The 25,141-nt window shown below is 66.9% G+C and carries 19 protein-coding genes; 10 read left to right on the forward strand and 9 right to left on the reverse strand.

What is annotated here, in order from left to right; all coding sequences use genetic code 11:
- Nucleotides 1-7 precede the first annotated feature (7 nt).
- Together PMI02_RS20165 and PMI02_RS20170 are read left to right on the forward strand one after the other, a co-directional pair.
- Nucleotides 8-1,255, forward strand: a complete 1,248-nt coding sequence (locus PMI02_RS20165) for an amidohydrolase family protein (protein ID WP_036504711.1) — start codon at nt 8-10, stop codon at nt 1,253-1,255.
- Nucleotides 1,256-1,458: 203 nt separating this feature from the next.
- Nucleotides 1,459-2,442, forward strand: a complete 984-nt coding sequence (locus tag PMI02_RS20170) for a CAP domain-containing protein (RefSeq protein WP_007686351.1) — start codon at nt 1,459-1,461, stop codon at nt 2,440-2,442.
- A gap of 39 nt (nt 2,443-2,481) precedes the next feature.
- On the opposite strand, the gene PMI02_RS20175 is transcribed toward PMI02_RS20170, so the two are convergent.
- Both PMI02_RS20175 and PMI02_RS20180 read right to left on the reverse strand, forming a co-directional pair.
- Nucleotides 2,482-4,086 carry an NAD(P)/FAD-dependent oxidoreductase gene (locus PMI02_RS20175; protein ID WP_007686353.1) on the reverse strand — a complete coding sequence of 535 codons (1,605 nt, stop codon included), beginning with the start codon at nt 4,084-4,086 and terminating at the stop codon, nt 2,482-2,484.
- Complete coding sequence (locus tag PMI02_RS20180; RefSeq protein WP_007686355.1) at nt 4,083-5,252, reverse strand: aromatic ring-hydroxylating dioxygenase subunit alpha; 1,170 nt, start codon at nt 5,250-5,252, stop codon at nt 4,083-4,085. Before PMI02_RS20180 ends, PMI02_RS20175 begins: the two co-directional genes overlap by 4 nt.
- A 36-nt stretch (nt 5,253-5,288) precedes the next feature.
- On the opposite strand from PMI02_RS20180, the gene PMI02_RS20185 reads away from it, so the two are divergent.
- Nucleotides 5,289-5,885 (forward strand): TetR family transcriptional regulator C-terminal domain-containing protein, encoded by a 597-nt coding sequence (locus PMI02_RS20185; RefSeq protein ID WP_007686356.1) that lies wholly within the window; start codon nt 5,289-5,291, stop codon nt 5,883-5,885.
- Here the strand turns inward: PMI02_RS20185 and PMI02_RS20190 are convergent.
- The 3 genes from PMI02_RS20190 to PMI02_RS20200 form a co-directional block, all read right to left on the reverse strand.
- On the reverse strand, nt 5,882-7,150 hold the full coding sequence (locus PMI02_RS20190) for an APC family permease (protein WP_007686358.1): 1,269 nt from the start codon (nt 7,148-7,150) through the stop codon (nt 5,882-5,884). The genes PMI02_RS20185 and PMI02_RS20190 overlap by 4 nt on opposite strands.
- Before the next feature lie 37 nt (nt 7,151-7,187).
- Complete coding sequence (locus PMI02_RS20195; protein WP_157222616.1) at nt 7,188-9,581, reverse strand: TonB-dependent receptor; 2,394 nt, start codon at nt 9,579-9,581, stop codon at nt 7,188-7,190.
- Nucleotides 9,582-9,703: 122 nt separating this feature from the next.
- Nucleotides 9,704-11,482, reverse strand: coding sequence for a tetratricopeptide repeat-containing sulfotransferase family protein (locus tag PMI02_RS20200; protein ID WP_007686362.1), 1,779 nt, complete (start codon nt 11,480-11,482; stop codon nt 9,704-9,706).
- A 571-nt stretch (nt 11,483-12,053) separates the two neighbouring features.
- Here PMI02_RS20200 and PMI02_RS20205 point away from each other — a divergent pair.
- Nucleotides 12,054-13,871 carry a DEAD/DEAH box helicase gene (locus tag PMI02_RS20205; RefSeq protein WP_007686365.1) on the forward strand — a complete coding sequence of 606 codons (1,818 nt, stop codon included), beginning with the start codon at nt 12,054-12,056 and terminating at the stop codon, nt 13,869-13,871.
- An 83-nt stretch (nt 13,872-13,954) separates the two neighbouring features.
- Here PMI02_RS20205 and PMI02_RS20210 read toward each other — a convergent pair whose 3' ends face one another.
- Together PMI02_RS20210 and PMI02_RS20215 are read right to left on the reverse strand one after the other, a co-directional pair.
- Nucleotides 13,955-14,416 carry a GreA/GreB family elongation factor gene (locus PMI02_RS20210; protein ID WP_007686368.1) on the reverse strand — a complete coding sequence of 154 codons (462 nt, stop codon included), beginning with the start codon at nt 14,414-14,416 and terminating at the stop codon, nt 13,955-13,957.
- Nucleotides 14,413-16,281 carry an ABC-F family ATP-binding cassette domain-containing protein gene (locus tag PMI02_RS20215; RefSeq protein ID WP_007686370.1) on the reverse strand — a complete coding sequence of 623 codons (1,869 nt, stop codon included), beginning with the start codon at nt 16,279-16,281 and terminating at the stop codon, nt 14,413-14,415. Before PMI02_RS20215 ends, PMI02_RS20210 begins: the two co-directional genes overlap by 4 nt.
- A gap of 210 nt (nt 16,282-16,491) precedes the next feature.
- Here PMI02_RS20215 and PMI02_RS20220 point away from each other — a divergent pair, with 210 nt between their 5' ends.
- The 5 genes from PMI02_RS20220 to PMI02_RS20240 all read left to right on the forward strand — a co-directional run bounded on the left by PMI02_RS20220 (nt 16,492) and on the right by PMI02_RS20240 (nt 20,934).
- Nucleotides 16,492-16,803 (forward strand): septum formation initiator family protein, encoded by a 312-nt coding sequence (locus tag PMI02_RS20220; protein ID WP_007686372.1) that lies wholly within the window; start codon nt 16,492-16,494, stop codon nt 16,801-16,803.
- A 171-nt stretch (nt 16,804-16,974) separates the two neighbouring features.
- Nucleotides 16,975-18,057 carry a pyruvate dehydrogenase (acetyl-transferring) E1 component subunit alpha gene (gene pdhA / locus PMI02_RS20225; RefSeq protein ID WP_007686374.1) on the forward strand — a complete coding sequence of 361 codons (1,083 nt, stop codon included), beginning with the start codon at nt 16,975-16,977 and terminating at the stop codon, nt 18,055-18,057.
- Between the two features lies 1 nt (nt 18,058).
- Complete coding sequence (locus tag PMI02_RS20230; protein WP_007686377.1) at nt 18,059-19,468, forward strand: pyruvate dehydrogenase complex E1 component subunit beta; 1,410 nt, start codon at nt 18,059-18,061, stop codon at nt 19,466-19,468.
- 236 nt (nt 19,469-19,704) lie between these two features.
- Nucleotides 19,705-20,400: a hypothetical protein gene (locus PMI02_RS20235; RefSeq protein WP_007686379.1), complete on the forward strand. Its 696-nt coding sequence runs from the start codon at nt 19,705-19,707 to the stop codon at nt 20,398-20,400.
- 81 nt (nt 20,401-20,481) lie between these two features.
- The gene (locus PMI02_RS20240) at nt 20,482-20,934 is read left to right on the forward strand and encodes a hypothetical protein (protein ID WP_007686381.1); all 453 of its coding nucleotides are present in this window, start codon (nt 20,482-20,484) and stop codon (nt 20,932-20,934) included.
- 6 nt (nt 20,935-20,940) lie between these two features.
- Here PMI02_RS20240 and trmFO read toward each other — a convergent pair whose 3' ends face one another.
- Nucleotides 20,941-22,299: a methylenetetrahydrofolate--tRNA-(uracil(54)-C(5))-methyltransferase (FADH(2)-oxidizing) TrmFO gene (trmFO, locus tag PMI02_RS20245; protein ID WP_007686382.1), complete on the reverse strand. Its 1,359-nt coding sequence runs from the start codon at nt 22,297-22,299 to the stop codon at nt 20,941-20,943.
- Between the two features lie 92 nt (nt 22,300-22,391).
- Here trmFO and PMI02_RS20250 point away from each other — a divergent pair, with 92 nt between their 5' ends.
- The gene (locus PMI02_RS20250; protein WP_007686383.1) at nt 22,392-23,021 is read left to right on the forward strand and encodes a hypothetical protein; all 630 of its coding nucleotides are present in this window, start codon (nt 22,392-22,394) and stop codon (nt 23,019-23,021) included.
- Between the two features lie 92 nt (nt 23,022-23,113).
- On the opposite strand, the gene rpoD is transcribed toward PMI02_RS20250, so the two are convergent.
- A complete protein-coding gene (rpoD, locus tag PMI02_RS20255) occupies nt 23,114-25,141 on the reverse strand; it encodes an RNA polymerase sigma factor RpoD (protein WP_007686384.1) in 2,028 nt (675 codons plus the stop codon).

A 25,141-nucleotide genomic window follows, 5' to 3' on the forward strand; every position in this document is an offset into this window, starting at 1 on the left:
CGCGTTGATGCTCGGGACCCTTGCGGTGCCGGTGTCGGCGCGCTCGGTCTATGTCACCACCGGGCGGTTGCTCGACGTGGCGAGCGGCACGGAGAAAACCGGCCAGTGCGTGCTGGTCGAGGGTGCGCGCGTGGCTCGCGTCGAGCCCTGTGCCGCGCCGCCGCCGGGCGCCGAGGCGCTCGACTGGTCGGCCTACACCGTGCTGCCGGGGCTGATCGACCTGCACACCCATCTCGCCGATGCCGGGCAGAGCGCCGACCTCGCGGTGCCGCTCAAGACCTCGCCGCAGGCGACGGCGCTGATCGGTGCGCACAACGCCAAGGCCACGCTGGACGCCGGCTTCACCACCGTGCGCGACGTCGGCACCTATCGCGGCCTCACCGACGTTGCACTGCGCGACGCGATCGCGGGCGGCATGGTGCCGGGCCCGCGCATGTTCGTGGCCGGGGCTTACATCACCAAACCCGGCGGCGGCGGCGAACTCAACGGCGTCGTCCCCAACGACCAGCTGCCCGCCGACATGCGGCTCGGCGTGGTCCATGACGCGGGCGAGGCGCGCGAGAAGACCGAATACCTGTTCGACCACGGCGCGGACTTCATCAAGATGATCGCCACCGGCGCCGTCCTCGCCATCGGCACCGAGCCGGGGCAGGTCGAACTGACCGACGCCGAGATGCGCGCCGTCGTCGCAGTGGCGAAGGTGCACGGCAGCTACGCCACCGCGCACGCGCACGGTGCGGAGGGCATCAAGGCCGCGATCCGTGCCGGCGTCCGCAGCATCGAGCACGCCAGCCTGATCGACGACGAGGGCCTTGCCATGGCGAAGCAGGCGGGGGTCTGGCTCGTCATGGACGTCTACGACGGCGACTGGATCGACCAGGAGGGCACCCGCGACGGCTGGCCCGAGGAATACCTGCGCAAGAACCGCGAGACGACGCTGGCCCAGCGCGAAGCCTTCGCCAAGGCGGTGAAGCTGGGCGTGAAGATCGGCTACGGCACGGACTCCGGCGTCTATCCGCACGGGCTCAACGCGCGCCAGTTCGCCTACATGGTGCGCTGGGGCATGCCCCCCGCCCAGGCCATCCGCGCCGCCACCCTCGATGCCGCCACGCTGATCGGTCACGACAAGGAACTCGGCTCGATCGAGGCGGGCAAGTTCGCCGACATGGTAGCCGTTTCGGGCGATCCGCTCTCGAACGTGAGCGTGCTGGAAAGCGTGGCGCACGTGATGAAGGATGGCGTGGTGGTGCGGTAGCGCCTTGGGGGGAGGGGGCGGGTTCTCGCGATCTTCGACTGATATGACGGTAACTGCGAACAATCGAATAAATTCAGTTATTGCGCGGCGGAATGCACGACCAGTATTGGTATAAACAAGAATAGGAGGATTACCGATATTTAAAGAAATGCCGAGCGCTATGATCGAGGGGCTGTGTTTAAGTCCGCTCGGAAGGGTGTTCGATGATCGGAAAATACGGAATCATCTTCACCGTCGCTGGTTCTGTTGGAACATGCACTCCCGCTTCTGCGCAACTGGTGCCGAGACCAAGCTGGTTTGTGCCGGGAGACCAGGCATTCGGCCAGGAGGAAGCCGCTCTGTTCGCCTTGCCGCCGGACATTTCGCGCTGCGTGGCGGGCAGGATCACGGACAGCGAACGCGCGTCCGTCCTGACTACGCTGAACGAAATTCGCGCAGCGCATGGCGTCCCACCCGTAACCTACGATCGGTCGAGCGAGGATGAGACCATGGCTGCCGCGCTGATGATGGCGGCGAATGGTCAGTTGAGCCATCAACCGCCCACGAACTGGCGGTGCTACTCAGTGCCGGGCGCAGTGGGCGCGGGATCCAGCAATCTTGCCGGCGGCATGGTATCTCCGTACCTCGCATTTTCAACATCGCGGGAGTACCTGGTCGGCTGGCTGACCGATGTGAGAAACATGATGCGCGGGACCGGCCATCGGCGCTGGCTGCTGTCGCCGTTCGTCACGCAGGTCGCCTTCGGCCGCGTGGGAGGGCAGACGGCCGACGGGAACCGCACTTCGGCCGCGGTACTGAAGACCTTCAAGTTCGCCTCCGAGCCGCCGCCGAGCGGTCCGGTGCCGGACTTCGTCGCTTACCCGTTTGGCGATTATCCGCAGCGGTTTTACCAACAAGGCGCGCTGCTCAGTTTTTCGCCGATCGTCGACAAGGTCAATCGCTGGAACAATCTCAAGGTCGATCTTGCCCGGGCCCGCGTCATCGTCAGCACGGCGGGAGGCGTGGTTCCCAGCAGGATCGAAAGCCGCAGCAACCTCGGCGTAGGTTATGCCACGGCGCTCGAGTTCAGTGCCGGCAGTCTCGTCGCCGGCACGCCCTACCATGTCGAGATCACGGGCCTTTCGTACAATGGCGAGCCCCTGAACTACGCCTATGACTTCACGCTGGACAACAGCGCGGGCCCCTGAGGGAATGCGCGCTCCTGCCGCGCCGGGTGAATCCGGTGCCTAAGCCCGAAACCGCCCGAACCGGCCCTTGTCCGCTATGACCTCATGGGCGCAGTTGTGCCCCGGTGCGCCGGTCACGCCGCCGCCGGGATGCGCTCCCGCGCCGCACATGTAGAGGCCCTTAATCGGCCCGCGGTACGCCCCGTGGCCCAGCACCGGACGCGCTGACCACATCTGGTCGAGTGTCAGGTTGCCATGCATGATGTCGCCGCCGACCAGGCCAAACTTGCGCTCGAGGCCCTTGGGGCTGAGCATCTGCCGGCCCAGGATCGAGGCCCGGAAGCCCGGTGCATGGGCCTCGACGGTGTCGATGATGGTGTCAGCGGCCTTGTCCTCCTCCACGTCCCAGTCGCGGCCGTCCGGAAGTTCGGGGGCGAACTGCTGGCAGAACAGGCTGGCGACGTGCTGGCCCGGAGGGGCAAGGCTGTCGTCGATGGTCGAGGGGATCAGCATCTCGACGATCGGTGCCTTGGACCACCCGAACTGCTTCGCGTCCAAGAAGGCGCGGTCCATGTAGTCGAGGGTCGGCGCGATGATGATGCCCGAGCGGTGGTGCTCGCCCGGCTCGGGAAGGCAGGTGAAGCGCGGCAGCTGCGACAGCGCGACGTTCATGCGGAAGGTCCCGCTGCCGGCCTTGAAGCCCTTCATGCGGCGGGCGAAATCGGGGTTCAGGTCGCTCTCGGCGATCATCTTGCCGTAGAGCATCTTGGGCCCGACGTTGGCGATGACGCGCGGGGCGGCGATCTCCTCGCCGCTTTCGAGGCGCACGCCCGCGACCTTGCCGCCATCGACGAGCACCTGGTCCACCGGCGCCTCCAGGCTGATCTCGACGCCGAGGTCGCGGCAGACCTTGGCCATGATCTGCGTGATCGTGCCCATGCCGCCGACCGAATGGCCCCAGGCGCCCTTCTTGCCGTTCACTTCGCCGAAGACGTGGTGGAGCAGCACGTAGGCGCTGCCCGGCGTATCGGGCGAGGCATAGTTACCGACGACCGCATCGAAGCCGAAGGCCGCCTTGACCGCCTCGCTTTCGAACCAGCCGTCGAGCAGGCCGCGCGCCGATTTGGTGAACAGGTCGAGCACATCCCGCTGCGCCTCGATCGACAGGCCGGCGAGCTTGCGGCCTTGCAGCGCCGCGTCGATGAGCGCGCGCCAGCCGCCGCCGGCCTCGGGCGGAGTCTTGAGGGCAAGGTCGCGCAGGACTTCGGCGACGCCTTCCAGCGCGTCGTAGTAGGCGGGCAGGACCTGCGCATCATGCTCGGAGAAGCGCCGGAACTCGGCCTGGGTACGCTCGAGGCCGCCGCCGAGCTTGAGGTAGCCGCCGTCCTCCTGCGGCAGGAAATTGCTGATCGGCCGCTCGATCACGCGGTAGCCGTGCTCCGCGAGGCGCATGTCGGCGATCACCTTGGGTTGGAGCAGGCTGACGGTGTAGCTGGCGACCGAGTTGCGGAAGCCGGGATGAAACTCCTCGGTTACCGCCGCGCCGCCCACGACGTCGCGCCGCTCCAGCACACGCACCTTGAGGCCGGCGCGGGCGAGGTAAAAGGCGCAGGTAAGGCCGTTGTGGCCGGCGCCGATGATGATCGCATCGTACTTCTGGGTCATCGGGTCTGGCTCCAACCGGGGGCAGGGCGGCGCTCGGATCGCGCCTCGGGAATGATGTCGCGCATCCGCTTGCAGAAGTGGCGCAGGCACACCTCCTTGTCGGACAGCGGCCCCACCGAGAAGCTGCGCGAGGCCATGCCGGCCTGGACACGGGCGATGAGCTCGGTGTCCTCGGTGTTGACCTGCCGGTTGATGCGCCAGTTGAGGTAGCGGGCGGCCTTCATCTCGCGGCGATCATCGGGCAGCACGTAGCTGATCTCGCGGATCAGGCTGGTGGTCGGGCTGACGGGCAGCCATTGCATGAAGTCGACCTGGTCGGGATAGATATCGAAGGCGACGTTCGGCCAGAGCTTGAAGTAGAGCCAGTGGCGCTGGAGGTCTGCCGGCAGGTGCGGGACCGGGGGCAGCAGGCGCTGGTACATCCGCTCGGACCAGTTGTGCGAGGGGGTGTCCATCAGGTCGCCCCACATGCGGTCGACGTTGGCCTTCGCCTCGACACCGTAGCTGCGCCCGAACAGGCGGGTGAGGCCGGGGTGGGCGACGGGAATGTGCAGGCCGTCCGAGTAGTTGTCGCCGATGTTCTTCCAGTTCACCTCGCGCGGACGAAGGGTGACGCGGCCGAGCGCCTCGAGTTCCTCGAAGCGGTAGGGTTCGACCATGGCCTCGTAAGGCGCCATCATCTGCGCCACCGAGGGCCCGCCGTCATCGACGAGGCGCACGAAGACGAAGCCGCGCCAGACTTCGATCTGGACCGGAGCGAGGCCGTGCCCGGCGCGGTCGAAGGCAGGGTAGCTGGCGCTGTCCGGAACCCCCGTCAGCCGGCCGTCGAGGTCGTATGTCCATGCATGGTACGGGCACACGAGCTTCTTCGCGCAGCCGCTGGCGCCGTCGACGATGCGCGAGCCGCGGTGACGGCAGACATTGGTGAAGGCGCGCAGGATGCTGTCGGCGCCGCGCACGACGATCACGCTTTCCCCGATGTAGTCGAGCGTATGCCAGTCGCCCCGGCCGGGCAGGTCGCTTTCATGGCAGACTATCTGCCAGCTGGGCGCGAAGACGCGCTCCTTTTCCGCTTCGAAGAAATCGGCGTCGGAGTAAGTCCAGGCCGGCAGGCTCCAGCCTTCCAGCGGGTCGGTCATGATGTGTTCGGCGGCCTGCGTTGCCATCCCGGGCTCCTTGCTATACGATCGTATAACAAGGTCATGAGCGAGCATCAATCCTTCAGACGGGCCGATCCCGACGAGCGCCGCCAGAGCCTGGTCGAGGCCACTGCGCGGTGCCTCGCCCAGCACGGCGTCGCGGGCACGTCGGTGCGGACGATCTGCGCGGCGGCGGGGGTATCGCCGGGACTGCTGCGGCATTATTTCGGCGGCGTCTCCCAGGCCATCGCCGAGGCTTATCGCTGGACCGGCAACCGCGTGTCTCATGCGCTGGAGGAGGCCGTGGCGGGCGCCGGGGAGGCCCCCCGCGATCGCCTGCTGGCCTATCTCACCGCCAGCTTCCGCCGGCCCATCGCCGACCCCGAACTGCTCGCGACGTGGCTGGCGTTCTGGAGCATGACGCCGGTGGACGGCGGCATCGGTGCACTTCATGCCGAGATCTACGGTGAGTTCCGCAGCGGCATCGAGGAGCTGATCCTCGCCGTACATCCGGGGCTGGCGGATGCGCGATTGCCTGCCGTGGCGCTGACCGCGCTGATCGACGGGCTTTGGCTCGAGCTGAGCCTGGGCAAGGCGCCCTTTACGCCGCTGGAGGCGGAAGGCCTGGTGGAGAAGTGGCTCGACGCCCTGCTGGGCTAGCGGCGCTCGGTCCGGCGCGTCCAGAGCCATATTGGCAGGCCCAGCGCCATCAGGATGAAGCTCAGGCCGCTCGCGCCGATGCCCGCGCCCCACAACGCCCATAGCGCGTAGACGCCGCCGAGTGCGGCCAGCGCCCGGCACACGCGCAGGCGCCACGCGGCCATCGCGCAGGCGAGATAGAGCCACAGTGTCGCCGAAGTGGAGAGAAGCAGCAGGTATTCGAACAGCGCCTGCATCGAGCGCGAACCGTTCATCGCCACGAACAGAGTGGCGATGAACGTGGAGACCAGCAGCGCTCGGCGGGGTGTTCCGCGTGCGTCGGTGACGGCAAACCATTGCGGGAGGAGGCGGCGCTCTGCCATGTCACGCGACATTTCCGCCTGCAGGAGGGTCCAGCCGTTGAGCGCGCCGACACAGCTGATGACGGCGAACGCCGTCACTAGCGCCGCCGCTCCCGGGTTCCAGAAACGCGCGACGAACGTGGCGAAAGGCGCGGGCGAGGCCGCGGCGACGTCCATCGGCAGGAGCAGCGCGATGGCCGAGCAGACCAGCAGGTAGAGCACGCCCGTCAGCGCCGTGCCCCACAGGGTCGCGCGAGCGATGTTCACTTCGGGGTTGCGCACACGCGTGGCAGCGATGCTGGCGGACTCGAACCCAACGAGCGCCCAGAGCGTCAGCGTGGCCGCCGCGTTGACCGAGCCGGGGGTGACCGGCACCGCGTCCACGGGCGTCACCCGTGCTTCACCGCTGGCGAACAGAGCGGCGGCGATGACGATGACGACGACCAGCGGGATGATCTTGATCACAACGGTGACGATCTGGAAGCCGCCGGCCGCCCTCACGCCGCGCAGGTTCAATAGCGCCAGCAGCCAGACGAGCGCCAGCGCGGCGAGCGCGGGGCGGAAGGCTCCGGCGGACAGCGCCGGGATCATGTTCGAGAGATAGCTGACGGCCGCCACCGCGATCGTCGCCACCGTCGTCCAGATCGAGACGAGGTAGATCCAGCTGACGAAGAACCCCGCCGTAGGTCCGAAAGCGGTGGTGACGAAGCCAGGCGGCCCACCGGCCTCGGGCAGGGCACGCGTCATGCCGACCAGCACGTAGGCCAGCACCATCGCGCCCGCCGTGGTCATCACCCATCCGGCGACGGCGTTCCATCCGAACGGTGCGAGGCTGGCGGGCAGCAGGAATACGCCCGAGCCGATCATGTTGCCCACGACCAGCGCCATCGCCGCGACGAGGCCGAGGCGCCCGTCGTTCTTCACTGTCCCTGAAACCTCGCCTCTCCCGATGTTCAAAAGGTCAGAAGTCCCTTCCGACCTTCAGGCCGATGATCCTGGGCCGGATCGCGTAGTCATAGAATACGCCTCCGGTGCCGCTCACGCCATCGGGATCGCCGCAGGTGGTTTCCAGGCACTGGACCGAGCTGTTGATCACGCCGTTGCTGTCGAACACGTTGTTGGCATAGATTTCGAAGCGCCAGACGTCGTTCTTCACGCCGATGCTGAAGTCGGCGGTGGTGTAGGCGTCGAACTCGCCCTTGATGGCGTTCTCGGCGTCGCGAAGGTCGCTGCGGCGCTTGCCGATGTAGTTGACGGAGCCCTGGATATGGCCCTGCCAGTTGCCCAGCGGGAATTCATAGCGGGCGAGCGCATTGCCCTTGAACGAGGCGGTGATCGGCAGGCGCGTGCCGGCCTGGGCCAGTAGCGCGTTGTCTGCTCCGTCCGGGCCGGGGATCGTGCAGTCGAACGAACTGTTGGCGAACTGGCAGAAGTCCTTGGTGATCTTGGCGTCGTTGTAGCTGCCGCCCGCACCCAGCGTCAGGCCGTCCTTGCGGTAGCCGAGGTCGAACTCGACGCCGTAGATCCGCGCCGCGCCGGCGTTGCGGATGAGGGTCAGGCCGTTTTCGCCGAGGAACGAGAGCTGGATGTTGCTCCAGTCCTCCCGGTACATCGCGTAGTTGAAGGTGAAGGCGCCGATCTGGCTCTTCCAGCCGAATTCGTAGTTGTCGAGCGTGTCGGGCGCATAGGGCGGCTGCCCGCCGCGACGGTTGATGCCGCCGGGCCGGAACCCGCGCGACCATGTGGCGTATACCAGCCAGTCCGGGGAGAGCTTGTAGGTCAGGTTGGCCTTGTAGATCGAGCCGGTGTCGGACGTCTTCGCGTCGAGATTGGTGCAGGGCGAGCCCTTGACGATGGGATCGTCGAAGCAGGCGGCGACGCCCGTGCGGCTGGAGTAGCCGTCGCTGTAGCCGAAGAAGCCGACCAGCGAGTTCTTGTACTTGTAGACGCGCAGGCCGCCGGTGGCTGTCAAGGCGTCGGTGATGTCGAAGCTGAGTTCGCCGAAGGCGGCATAGTCGCGGTCGACACGCTTCTGCTTGGTCAGCCAGATGTCGCTGTCGGTGCCCGGGACCGTGATCGAATCGGCGATGCCGTCGATGATGTAGTTCTGGGTGATGTAGTGCGTCTGGCGCTGGGCGAAGATGCCGGCGATCAGGCGCAGGCGGTTCTCCTGCGGCGAGGTCACGCGCAGTTCGCCGAACTGGCGGCGGTACTTGTCGCGGCCCTGGATGTACTGGTTCGGACTGACGAGATCGCCGGCGTTGTCGTAAAGGAACTCGCCCGAACCGTAGAGTGCATCGTAGAAATACGAGTAATCCGAGTAGTCGGACTCGGTGCGGTCCTTGCGGTTGAGCAGGCCGCCTGTCGCCACGAGATCCCAGTTGCCCAGCTTGCCTTCGATGGTGAGGGCGGCCTGGTACCACTCGTCCTTGCTGCCCTCGGGATTGTACTGGACGGTCTGCAGCTTCTTGCTGACCGCGCTGGAGCGTTCCTGCGCGAAGCTGCCGTGGGTCTTCTGGATCTGGCCCATCAGCGTGGGAGTGATCGTCCAGTTGTCGTCCAGTTCGATGCCGAGCGCCATGCGGGCGCCGTAAGTCTCGACGTCGTTGTAGTCCTTTTCGACGAGGTCGGCATTGTCCTGCGTGATGCCCGAGACGGGGTAGGTGCGGCTGCCGGCGATGTTGTCGATGTAGCCCGCGTCGCGGCGATACCAGCCGACGACGCGCAGGGCCGAACGGTCGGACAGCTTGAAGTTGAGGAAGCCCTGCGCGACCCCGCCGATATCGCCGTGCGCAACGGTGTTCAGCTCCGCGTCCACCGCGCCGTAGGTTCCGGCATAGTCCGGCTTGTTGGTCACGATCTTGATCGTGCCCGCCATCGAACTGGCGCCGTAGAGCGTGCCCTGCGGCCCGGCGAGCGCCTCCACCCGCGCGATATCGTAGGCATGGATGTCGAGCGCGCCCTGGATGGTCGTGATCGGCATTTCGTCGAGGTAGGTGCCGACTGTCGGCAGCGGCCCGGAGTGGTTGGCGTTCTCGCCCGAGGCGACGCCGCGGAAATAGACCTGGCTGAAGCCGGGCTGGGTGGTCTGGATCGTGACCGAAGGGATGAACTTAACCGCGTCCTGCAGTTCCTTGACCTGCAGATTACGCAGCTTCTCACCGCCGAGCGCGGTGATCGCCATCGGCACGTCCTGGATGTTCTGGCTGCGCTTGAGGGCGGTGACGATGATTACATCGCTCTGTTCCTCGGCGGGAGCCTGCTGGGCGAGCGCTGGTTGCGCTGCAGCAAGAGCGGAGGAACCAAGCAGTGCGACGACGGCGCTGCGACGAGAAGCCAGACGCGATGAAACCACCCGTGTACCCCTGTTATTGCCCTGCAAGGAAAGCGCCACAGTTCATGAGCTTTGACAATAGGTGCGCCGGGTAAAACGCATTGTGCACTGCGATGTATGACATTTCTGCCACAAACTTGCCGTCAGACTTTCGCGTAAGTCGCCGGCAGGTCGCCGAGTGCGGCTTTCAGCGGTTCGAGCCAGTCCTCATAAGGACGCCATTGGCCGACGCCGTCGCGGTTGATCGGACGGCGGACCTGCTCGCTCGACGCGGTGCGCACCGCGCGCGGGTTGCGGTGGAATTCGAGGCACGATTCCTCGAACGGCAGGCCAAGGTAGTCCAGCAGCCAGCGTACTTCGGTCTCGGGATGGTCGAGCAGCCGCTCGTGGATCACCCGGTGGACGTGGCCGGGCTGGACGCGGTCATAGTGCGACATGGCCCTGACGTAGTCGGCGTAATAGCGCCCGACGTGTTCCAGGTCGTAGGAGAACGGCTGCCCCTTGGCGAAGTGCTGGCGGAAGTTGGAGAAGCAGCAGTCGAGCGGATGGCGCCGCGCGTCGATGATCCGGGCGTTCGGCAGGATCATGGCGATGAAGCCCAGGTAGGCCCAGTTGTTGGGCAGCTTGTCGATGTAGAACGGCTTGCCGGACTTGCGCTGGATGCGGGTGCGTTCGAGGAATTCGGCGCCGAGATCGGTCAGGCGGTCGCGGGGCATCGCGGCGAGCGCCTCGGGCCAGTCGCGGGCATGGCCACCGGCGGCCTGGGCCTCGCGCATGGCCATGGCGGGGATGTCCGGTAACTCCATCGTGCCTTCGATCTGCGAGTGGCTGGACAGGATCTGCTCGATCAGCGTCGATCCGGCGCGCGGCAGGCCGAGGATGAATATCGGCTCGGGCGAGGGGTGGCCGGCATCGGCCCGCGCGGCGACGAACTCGGGCGTGAACGTCGCGATCACGCTGTCGACCTGCGCGCTGGCACTGGCGGGTTCGTAGTCCAGCTGGTCCCGGCGGAGGCGATTGCCTTTCGCGTAGTGGTCGAACGATGGCGCCGCCTCGCCGCGATCCTCCAGCGCCTTGCCGAGCGCGAAGTGCAGGTGGAGGCGATCGTCCTCGGGCAGCGACTTGCCGCTGAGCGCGGCTTCCATGACCGCGACGTCGTCGTCCTCGAAGCGCCATGTCTTGAGGTTGGCAAGGCTCCACCAGACTTCGCCGAGGCCCGGTTCGATCTCCAGCGCTCGGCGATAGGCGGCGACGCTTTGCGCCTGCTCGCCCAGCGTCTTCAGGATATGCCCGTAGCTCATCCAGAGGCGCGCATGTGCCGGGAAGGTCGCGGTAAGGTCGGCGTAGATGCGCCTCGCTTCCTCGTAGTCTCCTGTCCGCCCGAGCGCCGCCGCGCGCAGGTTGAGATTGCCCGCGTCCGCGCCGCCCGCCGCCAGCACGGCGTCGAGTTCGCCCACCGCGTCGGCGAAGCGGTTCTGCTTGTAGAGCACGATCGCCAAATTAGCCCGCGCTGCGAGGAAGCCGGGCGCCAGTTCCAGGGCGCGTCGCAGCAGGGCCTCGGCGTCGCGGTAGCGCCCGATCCGTCCGGCCAGTTCCGCCATCATGCGGATCGCCGCGACGTCGGTCGGCTGCTCGCGCAGGCGCTGGCGCAGGCCGGCTTCCGCCATCGGGAGGTCGCCCGCGATGAGGGCACGGGCAATCGCTACGAGCTCAGGATCGTGGACCGAGGCGCGGATCGCCTCGTCCTCCGCCAGCACGGCTTCGGTTTCGCGGCCCAGTGCCCGCAACGCACGTCCGAGCAGGCGATACGCGGGCGCGTCGTTCTCGTCGCGCAGGATCGCCTGTCGCAGCATCGGCAGCGCGCGGGCAGGGTCGGCGGCGACGAGCGCGGCCACGGAAGCGGCGGGAAGGGGGCGATTCATGGCCCGTGGTTATGCGCAAGACCCACCTCAACCTCAAGCATACCTGGGACGAGGGGCGGACTTGCCTGTCTTGCGGAAATATGACAGCTTCCCGGCCGGCTTGATCGCCGGGGTCGGGATCGTTAGCGGGCGCCCTCCAAGTGCCGGCCAACACATCCAAGGGTATATCTGTCATGCGCGTAACACCTGTACGCAAAGGACTTTTTCGGACCAATCTGCCGGGCCTGGGCGAATGCGCGCGGGTCGATATGAGCGCGGGCGACGCGGCCCCGTTCCTCGAGCGGGATATGTACGTACTGCTCGGATTCCAGCCCAGTTTCGAGACACTTCCCGAAGAGCGTCCGGACGCCCGGCCCACCTCGCGACCGCTCTGGCCGGGTGTCAACTGAAGCTGCTTTTGCGGCCCGCGGATGGCCGCTCGGTTGCATATTTTGCAGTAAAGTGAAATTGGTGCGCGCAAATTGCTGCGCTTTCGTCTATGGGCGGCCCAATCGGAGCGCCTGCGGGCGACCCTCGCAGCCCTCCCTAAGCTCGCCAAAGCCGCTCAAGCGGCAGGATTGATTTGCCAGTTATGACCTTTTCGCAACTTCCCCAGCCTCTCGCCGAGGCCCTCGCAGCGCATGGCTACGAAACGCTCACGCCGGTGCAGACCGCCGTGTCCGAACCCGAAGCGCGTGGCCGCGACCTCGTCGTTTCGGCGCAGACCGGCTCGGGCAAGACCGTCGCCTTCGGTATCGCCATGGGCGATGAACTGATCGAAGACGGCCGTATTCCCTATTCCGAAGGCCCGCTCGCCCTTGCCATCGCGCCGACGCGCGAACTGGCGCAGCAGGTCAGCCGTGAGCTTGAATGGCTCTACGCCAAGACCGGCGCGCGCATCGTGACCTGCGTGGGCGGCATGGACCCCGTGAAGGAGCGCCGGGCGCTCGAGCGCGGCGCGACCATCGTCGTCGGTACTCCGGGCCGCCTTCGCGACCATCTGGAGCGCGGCAAGCTCAACCTCTCGTCGCTGCGCGCCATCGTCCTCGACGAAGCCGACGAGATGCTCGACATGGGCTTCCGCGAGGACCTCGAGGAAATCCTCGACGCGACCCCGGAAGGCCGCCGCACGCTGCTGTTCTCGGCGACCATGCCGCGCCCGATCGAGGCGCTGGCCCAGCGTTACCAGAAGAATGCGCTGCGCATCTCGACCGTGGGCGATAACCGCGGCCACGGCGACATCTCGTATCAGGCCGTCACCGTCGCCCCGTCCGACATCGAGCGCGCGGTGGTGAACCTGCTGCGCTTCCACGATGCCGAAACCGCGATCCTGTTCTGCGCCACGCGCGACAACGTGAAGCACCTGCACGCCACCCTCGTCGAGCGCGGCTTCTCTGCCGTGGCGCTCTCGGGCGAGCACTCGCAGAACGAGCGCAACAACGCGCTGCAGGCGCTGCGTGACCGCCGCGCCAAGGTCTGTGTCGCCACCGACGTCGCCGCGCGCGGTATCGACCTTCCCACGCTCAGCCTCGTCGTTCACGTCGAGATCCCGCGCGATGCGGAAACGCTGCAGCACCGTTCGGGCCGGACCGGGCGCGCCGGGCGCAAGGGCACCGCCGTGCTCCTGGTGCCTTACCCGCGCCGCCGCCGCGTTGAGATGATGCTGCGCGGCGCGCGCATCGAGGCGGAGTGGGGCGAAGCGCCGACGCTCGAGGCCATTCGTGCGCAGGACCGCGAACGCCTGATGGAAAAGCTGCTCGCGCCCGTCGAGGCCGAGGAGGACGACCGCGAGATCGCCCGCGTGCTGCTTGAAAAGGTCAGCGCCGAGGATATCGCCGCTGCCCTGGTGGTCGCGCACCGCGCCGCCATGCCGCAGCCCGAGGAACTCATCGGCAACACGCCCGAGAGCCGCGAACGCCGTGAGCGTCCCGGTTTCGACGACGTGGTGTGGTTCCGCATGGACGCCGGCCGCCAGCAGAACGCCGAAGCCCGCTGGATCCTGCCGGTGCTGTGCCGCCGCGGTCACGTGACTCGCGACGCCGTCGGCCAGATCCGCATCTCGGCCGACGAGACCCACTTCCAGATCCCGACCGCAATGGCCGACCAGTTTGCGGCTGCCGTCAAGCGCACCGCCAATCCCGATGGCGAATACGAAGCCACCGTCCTCATCGAGCGCTCGACCGAAACCCCGCGCGACGTCGCGAAGCACCGCAGCCGCGACCGTGAAGGCCCGCAGGGACGCGGCCGTCGCCCGCATCCGGGCAATGGCGGCGGTCAGGGCTACTCCGCCCAGCCGCGCGGCGAGGGAGAAGCCCCCTACCGTGCGCGCCCGACCTCGGGTCCGCGTCCGGATCGCCCCGCAGGCGGCAAGCCGTTCCACAAGAAGCCCCGCAAGGGTCGTCCTGACTGATTGATGGGTTCGGGGCGGCTGTGAGGCCGCCCCGCCTTGATACCGTCGCCGGACCTGTGCCGGGATGACGAAGGCGCGGGCGTTCAGCCCGGCAGAAGCGCCAGAACTTCTATCGCCTCTTCACGCCCGTTGAAGTCGACGAACTCGCCGGCTTCGGAGCCCAGCAGCGCGCGGGCCAGCGGTGCGGAGAACGCAAGGCGGCCCTTGGCGGGCTCCGCCTCGTCGTGGCCGACGATGGAAACCTCGCGCTCCTTGCCCTCCAGCGCGAAGCGCACCCGGCTCCCGAACATGACCTTGTCGCCCGAAGGCTCGGGCTGCACCTCGGCGGTGGAGAGCCGCGTCTGCCAGTAGCGCAGGTCGCGCGTGGCCGACTTCAGCGCGGTGTCATCGGTCAGCGCCTTGATCGTGCCCTCCAACTCGCCGATCCGCTGCCGGATCAGTTCCAACCCCGCCTGCGTGACGAGGTTCGGCCCCGGCGGGAGCGGCAGTTCGAACTTGGGCTCGAGATGTTCGTCGTCGCCTTCCCGGCGGAAGGCGACGCTCACTTGCCCCGGCCCATCAGGGTTTCGAGGACCTCGTTGACTTCGAGCCAGCTTTCCTCGGCCAGCGCCATCTCGGCCGTGACGGCGGCGTGGCGCTTGCCGAGTTCGCCGATGTTGACGCCCGTGGCAGTCCCGGGGCTGGCGAGGGCGGCGTCGATGTCGTCGAGCTGCACCTGCAGGCGTTTCATGCGCGTCTCGGCCTCGGTGACCTTCTTGCGCAGGGCCTTCAGTTCCTCGCGCGCGACGGCGCCGGACTTCTTGACCGGAGCGTCGGACTTGGCGCCGGTGCTGTCGGCCTTGGGCTGGTTGCGACCAAGCACGAAGTCGACGTAGTCCTCCATGGACCCGTCGTAGTTCTCCGCCAGTCCGCCATCGACGAGGACGAGCCGGTCGGCGACCAGTTCGACCATGTGGCGGTCGTGGCTGACGAGGATCACCGCGCCCTCGAAGGCATTGAGCGCCTGCACCAGCGCCTCGCGCGCATCGACGTCGAGGTGGTTGGTCGGCTCGTCGAGGATGAGCATGTGCGGCGCGTCGCGCGTCACCAGCGCCAGCGCCAGTCGCGCGCGCTCGCCGCCGGACAGGGTGCCGGTTTCGGAGGTTGCGCGGTTGCCCGAGAAACCGAAGCGTCCGAGCTGCCCGCGCACGGCGAGCGGCGGCTTGCCCTCCATCGCGCGCGTCATCAGTTCGAGCGGCGTGGAGTTCGAAGGCAGTTCCTCGACCTGGTACTGCGTGAAGTAGCCGATGCGGATCTTGGGCGAGAAGGTGAGGGAGCCTTCCATCGGGTCGAGCTGGCGGGCGAGCAGGCGCGCCAGCGTGGTCTTGCCGTTGCCGTTGCGGCCCAGCAGGGCGATGCGGTCCTCGGGGTCGATGCGCAGGTTGAGGCGGCGCAGGATCGGCTTCTCCGCCTCGTAGCCCACGGCCGCGAGGTCGAGCGTGACGAGCGGCGGGCGCAGTTCGTTCGGGCTCGGGAAGTCGAAGCTGAGCGAGGGATCTTCCGCCATCGCCGCGATCGGCTGCATCTTGGCCAGCATCTTGGCGCGCGACTGCGCCTGCTTCGCAGTGGAGGCGCGGGCGGAGTTCCGAGCGACGTATTCGGACAGCTTCTTGCGCTGGGCGTCCTGGCTGGCCCGCGCGGCCTCGGCCTGTGCGGCGCGTTCGGCGCGCAGGCGCTCGAAGCTGTCGTAATCGCCGGGGTAGAGCGTCAGCTTGCCCCGCTGGAGGTGCAGGATGTGGTCGACCACGGTATTGAGCAGGTCGCGCTCGTGGCTGATGACCAGCAGCGTCTTGGGATAGCTCTTGAGGAAGTTCTCCAGCCACAGCGTCGCTTCGAGGTCGAGGTGGTTCGAAGGCTCGTCGAGCAGCATGACGTCGGGCTCGGAGAACAGCAGCGAGGCCAGCGCGACGCGCATCTTCCAGCCGCCGGAATAGCTGTCGAGCGGACGGCCCTGCATCTCCTCGTCAAAGCCGAGGCCGACGAGGATGCGCGCGGCGCGGGCAGGGGCGGTATAGGCGTCAATCGCGATCAGGCGCTCGTGCACGTCGCCGAGGCGGTTGGCGTCCGTGCAGGTTTCCGCCTCGGCGAGCAGGGCGGTGCGTTCGGTGTCTGCCTCGACCACCGCGTCGAACGGCGTCCTGGTGCCGCTGGGCGCTTCCTGTGCGATGTAGCCGAGGCGCGAGCGGCGCGGCATTTCCACCGAGCCGCCGTCGGGATCGAGTTCGCCGATGATTGTCTTCACCAGCGTCGACTTGCCCGCGCCGTTGCGGCCGATCAGGCCGATCTTGCCGTTCTGCGGGAGCGTGGCGCTGGCGCCGTCGATGATGGTTCGGCCGCCGAGGCGCACGGTGATGTCACGGATGGTCAACATGGCGCCGCGCCTAGCAGCAAGTGCAGCAAATCGGAACCGCGATGCGACGGCAAAAAGCGTAGCCGAGTGAACACTTGACGGTTGCGGAAACTTATCAACACCTAACGGCAGGCTCCCGGGCCAGGCAGAAAGCCTCCGACTGTCGCAAATGGCCGGAATCCGTTAGCAATTTTTCTTGTAACGGCGAATCACCTGTGATTCTATGAGGCCATGCGGACCGTGCGACAGGAAGCCAACATTGCCAGGGATCGTCTCGTGCAGGGCCTTGCCCTCGCCGTGCTCCTGCTGATGGGTCTTTACTGCGTCGCCGGACCCAGTGGCCTGCTCGCCTGGGGTGAGAACCAGCACCTCCTCGAGGAGCGCCGCGCCAAGCTCGTCGAACTGCAGGCGCAGCGTGACCGGCTCAAGAACCGCGTCGCCCTGCTCGACCAGCGCAAGATGGACCCGGACCTCGCGGGTGAACTGGTGCGCAGCCGCCTCAACGTCGCACGTCCCGACGAGATGGTGATGCAACTCCACTGACGTCTCGCGCGTTCTCTCGTTGGAGAGATGGTACGATGCCGTTTTTTGCAAACCTCGTTGCAAAAAAGGCCACGTTCAGAGGCTGAAAACGAGCCTCGGCGCTTTCGCTTTTCAAGCGGCGTTCCTATACCGCCCTCCATAACGATCGCACCAACGATGGGGGAGCACACGTTGCCCAAAGCCAAGACTGACGCCCCGGTAGCCGAGAACACCGACGCCGCCATCGACGAGGCGGACTTCGCCCTTCGCAGCCTCCAGCAGGCTCTCGATGCCGACCGCCGCTATGTGCCCAGCAAGGAGGAACTCCTCCACCTTTACGAGCAGATGCTGCTCATCCGCCGCTTCGAAGAGAAGGCGGGCCAGCTTTACGGTCTCGGCCTGATCGGCGGTTTCTGCCACCTCTACATCGGCCAGGAAGCAGTCGCCGTGGGCCTGCAGTCCGCGCTCGACAATTCCAAGGACTCGGTCATCACCGGGTACCGCGACCACGGTCACATGCTGGCCTACGGCATCGATCCCAAGCTCATCATGGCGGAGCTGACAGGGCGTGAGGCCGGCATCTCGAAGGGCAAGGGCGGCTCGATGCACATGTTCTCCGTGGAGCACCGCTTCTACGGCGGCCACGGCATCGTCGGCGCGCAGGTCTCGCTCGGCGCCGGCCTCGCCTTCGCCCACAAGTACCGCGAGGACGGCGGCGTCGCGATGGCCTACTTCGGCGACGGCGCGGCCAACCAGGGCCAGGTCTACGAGAGCTTCAACATGGCAGCGCTGTGGAAGCTGCCGATCATCTTCGTGATCGAGAACAACGGCTATGCCATGGGCACCGCGGTCAAGCGCGGTTCGGCCGAGACGCACTTCCACCGCCGCGGCACCGCGTTCCGCATCCCCGGCATGTCGGTCGACGGCATGGACGTCCTTGAGGTCCGCAAGGCCGCCGAAGTCGCGCTCGAATACGTGCGCGGCGGCAATGGCCCGGTGCTCATGGAACTGAACACCTACCGTTATCGCGGCCACTCGATGTCCGACCCTGCGAAGTACCGCAGCCGCGAGGAAGTCCAGGGCGTGCGCGAAAAGCGCGATCCCATCGACCACGCCAAGACCGAACTGATGGGCATGGGCGTGACCGAGGAAAGCCTCAAGGAAATCGACAAGCGCGTCCGCGCGCAGGTGGCGCAGTCGGCCGACTTCGCCGAGAACTCGCCGGAACCCTCGGCGCCCGAACTGTATACCGACGTACTGGTGGAGAGCTACTGAGATGGCGATCGAACTGAAGATGCCCGCTCTCTCGCCGACGATGGAAGAGGGCAAGTTGGCCAAGTGGCTGGTCAAGGAAGGCGATGAAGTCTCCTCCGGCGACATCCTGGCCGAGATCGAGACCGACAAGGCGACGATGGAGTTCGAATCCATCGACGAAGGCGTGGTCGGCAAGATCCTCGTAGCCGAAGGCACCGAAGGCGTGAAGGTCGGCACCGTGATTGCCACGCTCACCGGCGAAGGCGAGGATGCTTCGGCTGCCGAGGCACCGGCTGCCAAGGCAGAGGAGCCCGCCGAAAAGACCGTGGCCGAAGAACCCCAGCAGGGCGAAAAGCCCGCCGAGGACAAGAAGCCTGCCGAGAGCGGCACCGCCAATCTCGCCAGCGAGATCAAGACCGCGCGCGATCCCGAACTGCCCCACGGCACCAACATGAAGACCTCGACCGTCCGCGACGCCCTTCGCGACGCCATGGCCGAGGAAATGCGCCGCGATCCGCGCGTCTTCGTGATGGGCGAGGAAGTCGCCGAATACCAGGGCGCCTACAAGGTAACCCAGGGCCTGCTCGAGGAATTCGGCCCCACCCGCGTCATCGACACCCCGATCACCGAGTACGGCTTCGCCGGCATCGGCACCGGCGCAGCGATGGGCGGCCTGCGTCCGGTCATCGAGTTCATGACGTTCAACTTCGCCATGCAGGCGATCGACCACATCATCAACTCGGCCGCCAAGACCAATTACATGTCCGGCGGCCAGATGCGCTGCCCGATCGTGTTCCGCGGTCCCAACGGCGCCGCCTCGCGCGTCGGCGCGCAGCACTCGCAGAACTACGGCCCCTGGTACGCCAACGTGCCCGGCCTGGTGGTCATCGCGCCTTATGACGCGTCGGACGCCAAGGGCCTGCTCAAGGCCGCCATCCGCAGCGATGATCCGGTCGTGTTCCTCGAGAACGAGCTGGTCTACGGCCGCAACTTCGAGCTGCCAGAGCTTGACGACCACGTCCTGCCGATCGGCAAGGCGCGGATCATGCGCGAAGGCAAGGACGTGACGATCGTGTCCTACTCGATCGGCGTCGGCCTCGCGCTCGAAGCCGCCGAGACGCTGGCCGCCGAGGGCATCGACGCCGAAGTCATCGACCTGCGCACCCTGCGCCCGCTCGACAAGGAAACGGTTCTGGCGAGCCTCGCCAAGACCAACCGCCTCGTCGTCGCGGAAGAGGGCTTCCCGGTCTGCTCGATCGCGTCGGAAATCTCGGCGATCTGCATGGAGGAAGGCTTCGACAACCTCGACGCCCCGGTCGTGCGCGTCTGCAACGAGGACGTGCCGCTGCCTTACGCCGCCAACCTCGAGAAGCTCGCCCTGATCGACGCCAAGCGCGTGGTCGAGGCGGTCAAGAAGGTCACCTACCGCTGATCTGGATGCGCGGGGCGCGGCTCAGTGGCCGCACCCGCGACTTGATACTCCGGCTCAATACCAAAACCTCGTCATTCCCGCGAAGGCGGGAACCCATCTGATGACCCGCCGCATTGGACCGGCATCAGTTGGGTCCCTGCTTTCGCGGGGATGACGAGGTTTTGTTGTGCCTGGTGAATGCGGCTGACCTTCTGAGTCCCGCTTGCATGGGACCCGCACTGCTTTAGGGAGGCCGGGTGACCACTCCACCCGCCCCCGAACCCACCCCCGCTTCGAACGAAGACATCCTCGTCCAGTCGCTGCCCACGGTATCGCGGCTCGCGCTGGCCTATGCGCCCAGGTCCGCACGCGTGCAGACGCTGGCGCTGCTGGCGCTCGACACGCGCCTTGCCGGACTCCTCCGCAATTCGCGCGAGCCGATGCTGGCTCAGCTGCGCCTATCATGGTGGCGCGAGTCGCTCTCCCAGCCCGCCGACAAATGGCCCGAGGGCGAACCGCTGCTGGCGCTGCTGCGCACTTGGGACGGGCACCACGGCGGCCTCGTCAGTCTCGTCAACGGCTGGGAAGCGCTCACCGGCCCAGCGCCGCTGCCCGCTTCGGCGCTGGAGGCGATGGCCCAGGGCCGCGCCGCGTCTTTCGCCACGCTGGCGCAGGCGCTCGGCTGCAACCGCGAACTCGCCGCCGTGCAGCGCCTCGCTCGTTCATGGGCGCTGGCCGACCTCGCCATGCGCCTCGGCCATGAGAGCGAGCGCGACGCCGCCCGTACGCTGGCGCTGACCGACCGGGCGAGGGGCGTGCGCCTTTCGCGCCGGCTGCGCCCACTGATGGTGCTTCACGGCCTCGCCGATCGCCGCTTGGACAAGGGCGAGGAAGCGGCCACCTCGCCCGCGGCGGTGCTCAAGGCGATGCGGCTCGGATTGCTGGGCTTCTGATTTCAGGCCCGATGACAGGGATGTAATTTCCGCTCAGGGGCATGGGCGCTCTAGGTTGCGGGCCTGATGAAAGGCCTCGCAATGAATCGCTTCCTGCTCGGCGGCTTCGCCGTGTTCGTCATGATGGGCATCGGCCTGTTCTGGTGGCAGGGACGCGCGGCAGTCGAAGCCGGTGCCCCGCCGCCCGAAGCGATATCCACAGCGCTGGCTGCCCTGCCGAGCGCCGACCCGGGCGATCTCAACGGGCCCGAACTTCCCGAAGCCACGCAGCTCACGCGCGAGGAACGCCGCTTCTTCCGCTACGACCGCGACCGGGACCATCGCATCTCGCGCAGTGAAATGCTCTCGACCCGCGCCGACGGCTTTCGCGCGCTCGACAAGGATCACAACAATCTGCTGACGTTCGAGGAATGGGCCGTCGCCACCGTCGACAAGTTCGGCCAGGCCGACGCCGACCACGACCAGTACCTCACCCCGGCGGAGTTCCGCAGCACTGCCCCGCCGCCCAAGCCAAGGGCGAAGTGCAAGTGCTGAGGCGGATCACGCCGGCATCAGGCTTCCCAGCCAGGGCGTGATCTCTTCCTTGGCGCGTGAGGTGTAGGCTTCCTTGCGCGACTTCTTCTTCACGTCGTGGAGCGGGGGAAACAGGCCGAAGTTGACGTTCATCGGCTGATAGCTCTCCGCCTCTGCGTCGCCGGTGATGTGCGAGAGCAGGGCGCCCAGCGCGGTGGTGCGCGGCGGCGCCTGCCATTCACGCCCGGTCAGTTCCGCAGCGGTCATCAGGCCCGCGAGCAGGCCGATAGCAGCGCTTTCGACATAGCCTTCGCAGCCGGTGATCTGCCCGGCGAAGCGAACATGCCGCGCGGTCTTGAGGCGCAGGTTGCGGTCCAGCAGCACCGGCGAATTGAGGAAGGTGTTGCGGTGCAGGCCCCCCAGCCGCGCGAACTCCGCGCCTTCGAGGCCCGGGATAGTGCGGAACAGCTTCACCTGTTCGGCATGCTTGAGCTTGGTCTGGAAGCCGACCATGTTCCACAAGGTGCCCAGCTTGTTGTCTTGGCGCAGCTGCACCACCGCATAGGCCCAGCGTCCGTTCGGATGTTCGGGCGTCGCCCAGTGCGGGTTGTCGAGCCCGACCGGCTTCATCGGCCCGAAGCGCAGGGTATCGACGCCGCGTTCGGCCATGACCTCGATCGGCATGCAGCCGTCGAAGTAGGGGGTGTTCTCCTCCCACTCCTTAAACGAGGTCTTCTCGCCCGCGATGAGGCCGGCGTGAAAGGCGAGGTACTGCTCGCGGTTCATCGGGCAGTTGATGTAGTCCTTGGTCTCGCCCTTATCCCAACGCGAGGCCATCCAGCACACGTCCATGTCGATGGACTCGCGGTAGACGATCGGCGCGATGGCATCGAAGAAGGCGAGGCTATCGGCGCCCGTGGCGCGGCCGATCGAGCCGGCCAGCGCCTCGCCCGTCAGCGGCCCGGTGGCGACGATGGTGAGGCCGGCCTCGGGCAGCATGTCGATGCGTTCGCGCACGATGTCGAGACCCGGCAGGGCAGCCAGCCGCGCCTCGACTTCGGCGGAGAACACGTCGCGGTCCACCGCCAGCGCCGAGCCGGCAGGGACCTGCGCCTTGGCGGCGGCGGCCATGATGATCGAATCGCAGGCGCGCATCTCGTGGTGGAGCAGGCCGACCGCGTTCTTCTCGCTGTCGTCCGAGCGGAAGGAGTTGGAGCACACCATCTCCGCCAGCCCGTCGGTCTGGTGGGCGGGAGAGCGCTCGCCGGTCCCGCGCATTTCGGAGAGGCGGACGCGCAGGCCCCGGCGGGCGAGCTGCCACGCGGCCTCGCTGCCGGCAAGGCCGCCGCCGATGATGTGGACGTCGTATGGGGTGGGGTCGGTCATCCTTGCGCGCCTAGCCGGTATGCGCGCCATGGAAAAGGGGCGGCGCATCTGCCATGGCCGGTCGAACTGCCCTGAACGACGAGACGAGACCCATGCCCAAGCGTGCCCTGATCGAACGCCGACCCTGGCTGCTGGCGAGCATGGCCTGCGCCGTGGCCTGGGTTGTGCTGCATAGCGGGACGACGCCGGGCGCCTACCTGCTTGTGCTTAAGGCGGCGCCGCTGCTGCTTCTGGCGGTCTATGCGGTGCTGCGGCATCGGGGCAACGACACCCGTTCGCTGGCGGGAATGCTGGCGCTGGAGGGGCTGGGCTCGGCGCTGCTGGACTATGCGCCGCTGATCGCGCTCAACCTGTTGCTGGTGGGCTATCTCATCGGGCTCGGCCTGTTCCTGCTCCATCGCCGGGCGGTGATGGACAGCGGGCGGCGGGCCTCGGCGCTTGCGCTGACGCTGGGGACACCGCTGCTGTGCTTCTTCGCGGCGGACCGGGCGGGCGTCGGCGTGCCGCTGTTCCTGGGGCTGGCGCTGGGCGGCATGGCCGCGGCGGCGTGGATCAGCACCTTCCCGCGCTCGCGCGTCGGACTGGGCGCGGCGCTGATCGTCGCGGGCAACGTACTGGGCATCGCGGCGATGGGAGCGATCGAGAGCGGCTCGGCGACAGTCGCGGCGCTGGCGGCCTGGCCGCTGTTCTATATCGGCAACCTGGTGCTGGCGACGGGGTGACCGGCGAACTGAGCATGCGCGACGAGTTCGTCTGACGCTGGTTTCCCGCTCCTGACGCCACAAAAAAGCCCCGCCGAAGCGGGGCTTTTCTCTTACTGGTCGAGGAACGAGCGCATCTTGCGCGACCGGCTCGGGTGCTTGAGCTTCCTCAGCGCCTTGGCTTCGATCTGGCGGATACGTTCGCGGGTGACCGAGAACTGCTGGCCGACTTCCTCGAGGGTGTGGTCGGTGTTCATGCCGATGCCGAAGCGCATGCGCAGCACGCGCTCTTCACGCGGGGTAAGCGAGGCGAGGACGCGGGTGACCGTTTCCTTGAGGTTTGCCTGGATCGCCGCATCGACCGGGATGATCGCGTTCTTGTCCTCGATGAAGTCCCCGAGGTGGGAATCCTCCTCGTCGCCGATCGGCGTCTCGAGGGAGATCGGCTCCTTGGCGATCTTCATCACCTTGCGCACCTTTTCGAGCGGCATGCTCAGGCGCTCGGCCATTTCCTCGGGCGTGGGCTCGCGGCCCTGCTCGTGGAGGAACTGGCGGCTCGTGCGGACCAGCTTGTTGATCGTCTCGATCATGTGGACCGGGATGCGGATGGTGCGGGCCTGGTCGGCGATCGAGCGGGTGATCGCCTGACGGATCCACCAGGTGGCGTAAGTCGAGAACTTGTAGCCGCGGCGATACTCGAACTTGTCGACGGCCTTCATCAGGCCGATGTTGCCCTCCTGGATGAGATCCAGGAACTGCAGGCCGCGGTTCGTGTACTTCTTGGCGATGGAGATCACCAGGCGCAGGTTCGCCTCGACCATTTCCTTCTTGGCGATGCGCGCCTCGCGCTCCGCCTTCTGGACCATGTTCACGATGCGGCGGAACTCGGGGAGCGCCATGCCGGTGGCGGCGGCGATGTCGGCGACTTCCGAGCGGATGCGCTCGACCGCGTCGGCCTCGGCCTCGGCGAAGGCAGCCCACTTCTTGTCCTTCTTCGCCATCTCGGGCAGCCACGAATCGTCCAGCTCGCGGCCCACGTAGGTCTCGAGGAAGTCGGTGCGCTTGACCTTGTGACGCTCTGCCAGGCGGAGCATCTGGCCACCCAGCGTGGTGAGGCGGCGGTTGAAGGCATAGAGGTTGTCGACCAGGTATTCGATCTTGGTCGCGTGGAACTTCACCGATTCGACCTGCGCGGTGAGGTCTTCGCGAAGCTGCTGGTACTTCTCTTCCTTGGCGGCCGGGAAGTCGATGCCCAGCGCGAGCGCTTCGAGACGCTCGTTCTGGAGCTTCTCGAACGCCTGGAACAGCTCGGTGATGAGGAGGAACTTCTCGAGCGCCTCGGGCTTCAGCGCGGCTTCCATCTGCGCGAGGCTGAGGGTGTTGTCTTCCTCGTCCTCTTCCTCGGCGCGCTTGGTGACCGGGTTGCCGTCCTCGTCGACCTCGTCGGCGGATTCCTCCTCGACGTCGTCCTCTTCCTTGAAGGAGGGACCGGCGGTCTTTTCGCTGATCTCACCGTCGTCGTCGCCTTCTCCGTCCTCGTTGAGGGCTTCGGGTGCGGGTTCCTTGGACAGCATGGCGTCGAGATCGAGGATCTCGCGCAGCTGCATTTCACCGGCGTTGAGCGCTTCGGACCACTGGATGATGGCGTGGAAGGTGATCGGGCTCTCGCACAGGCCCAGGATCATCATGTCGCGGCCGGCTTCGATCCGCTTGGCGATGGCGATTTCGCCCTCGCGGCTGAGCAGCTCGACCGCGCCCATCTCGCGCAGGTACATGCGCACCGGATCGTCGGTACGCTCGATGGTTTCCTTCTTCTTCGCGGCGTCGACCATGACTCGCGGGGAAACATCGTCGCCCTCGGCGTCGGCGTCGTCCGCCTCGCGGTCGTCGTCCTGCTCCTTATCGGCGTCCTCGTCGCTCTCGACGATGTTGACGCCCATCTCGGAGATGGCCGCCATGATGTCCTCGATCTGCTCGGACGACATCTGGTCCTGCGGAAGGGCCTCGTTGAGCTCGTCATAGGTGATCACCCCGCGACGCTTGGCGCGGGCGATCAGCTTCTTGATCGATCCCTCGTTGAGGTCGATCAGCGGCGCATCGGTGCCGTCGTTGGTGTCGCCGGTGTTGTCGTTCTTGCTCAT

It is taken from the genome of Novosphingobium sp. AP12 (genome assembly GCF_000281975.1).
Lineage (GTDB): Bacteria > Pseudomonadota > Alphaproteobacteria > Sphingomonadales > Sphingomonadaceae > Novosphingobium.

What these genes read in the sequence shown, in the direction of transcription:
- PMI02_RS20230 (WP_007686377.1), top strand. Translation starts at nt 18,059, where the DNA reads ATGGCGATCGAACTGAAGATGCCCGCTCTCTCGCCGACGATGGAAGAG.
- PMI02_RS20170 (WP_007686351.1), top strand. Translation starts at nt 1,459, where the DNA reads ATGATCGGAAAATACGGAATCATCTTCACCGTCGCTGGTTCTGTTGGA.
- PMI02_RS20205 (WP_007686365.1), top strand. Translation starts at nt 12,054, where the DNA reads ATGACCTTTTCGCAACTTCCCCAGCCTCTCGCCGAGGCCCTCGCAGCG.
- rpoD (WP_007686384.1), bottom strand. Translation starts at nt 25,141, where the DNA reads ATGAGCAAGAACGACAACACCGGCGACACCAACGACGGCACCGATGCG.
- PMI02_RS20175 (WP_007686353.1), bottom strand. Translation starts at nt 4,086, where the DNA reads ATGACCCAGAAGTACGATGCGATCATCATCGGCGCCGGCCACAACGGC.
- PMI02_RS20220 (WP_007686372.1), top strand. Translation starts at nt 16,492, where the DNA reads ATGCGGACCGTGCGACAGGAAGCCAACATTGCCAGGGATCGTCTCGTG.
- PMI02_RS20215 (WP_007686370.1), bottom strand. Translation starts at nt 16,281, where the DNA reads ATGTTGACCATCCGTGACATCACCGTGCGCCTCGGCGGCCGAACCATC.
- PMI02_RS20200 (WP_007686362.1), bottom strand. Translation starts at nt 11,482, where the DNA reads ATGAATCGCCCCCTTCCCGCCGCTTCCGTGGCCGCGCTCGTCGCCGCC.
- PMI02_RS20240 (WP_007686381.1), top strand. Translation starts at nt 20,482, where the DNA reads ATGAATCGCTTCCTGCTCGGCGGCTTCGCCGTGTTCGTCATGATGGGC.
- PMI02_RS20180 (WP_007686355.1), bottom strand. Translation starts at nt 5,252, where the DNA reads ATGGCAACGCAGGCCGCCGAACACATCATGACCGACCCGCTGGAAGGC.
- trmFO (WP_007686382.1), bottom strand. Translation starts at nt 22,299, where the DNA reads ATGACCGACCCCACCCCATACGACGTCCACATCATCGGCGGCGGCCTT.
- PMI02_RS20185 (WP_007686356.1), top strand. Translation starts at nt 5,289, where the DNA reads ATGAGCGAGCATCAATCCTTCAGACGGGCCGATCCCGACGAGCGCCGC.
- PMI02_RS20165 (WP_036504711.1), top strand. Translation starts at nt 8, where the DNA reads ATGCTCGGGACCCTTGCGGTGCCGGTGTCGGCGCGCTCGGTCTATGTC.
- PMI02_RS20250 (WP_007686383.1), top strand. Translation starts at nt 22,392, where the DNA reads ATGCCCAAGCGTGCCCTGATCGAACGCCGACCCTGGCTGCTGGCGAGC.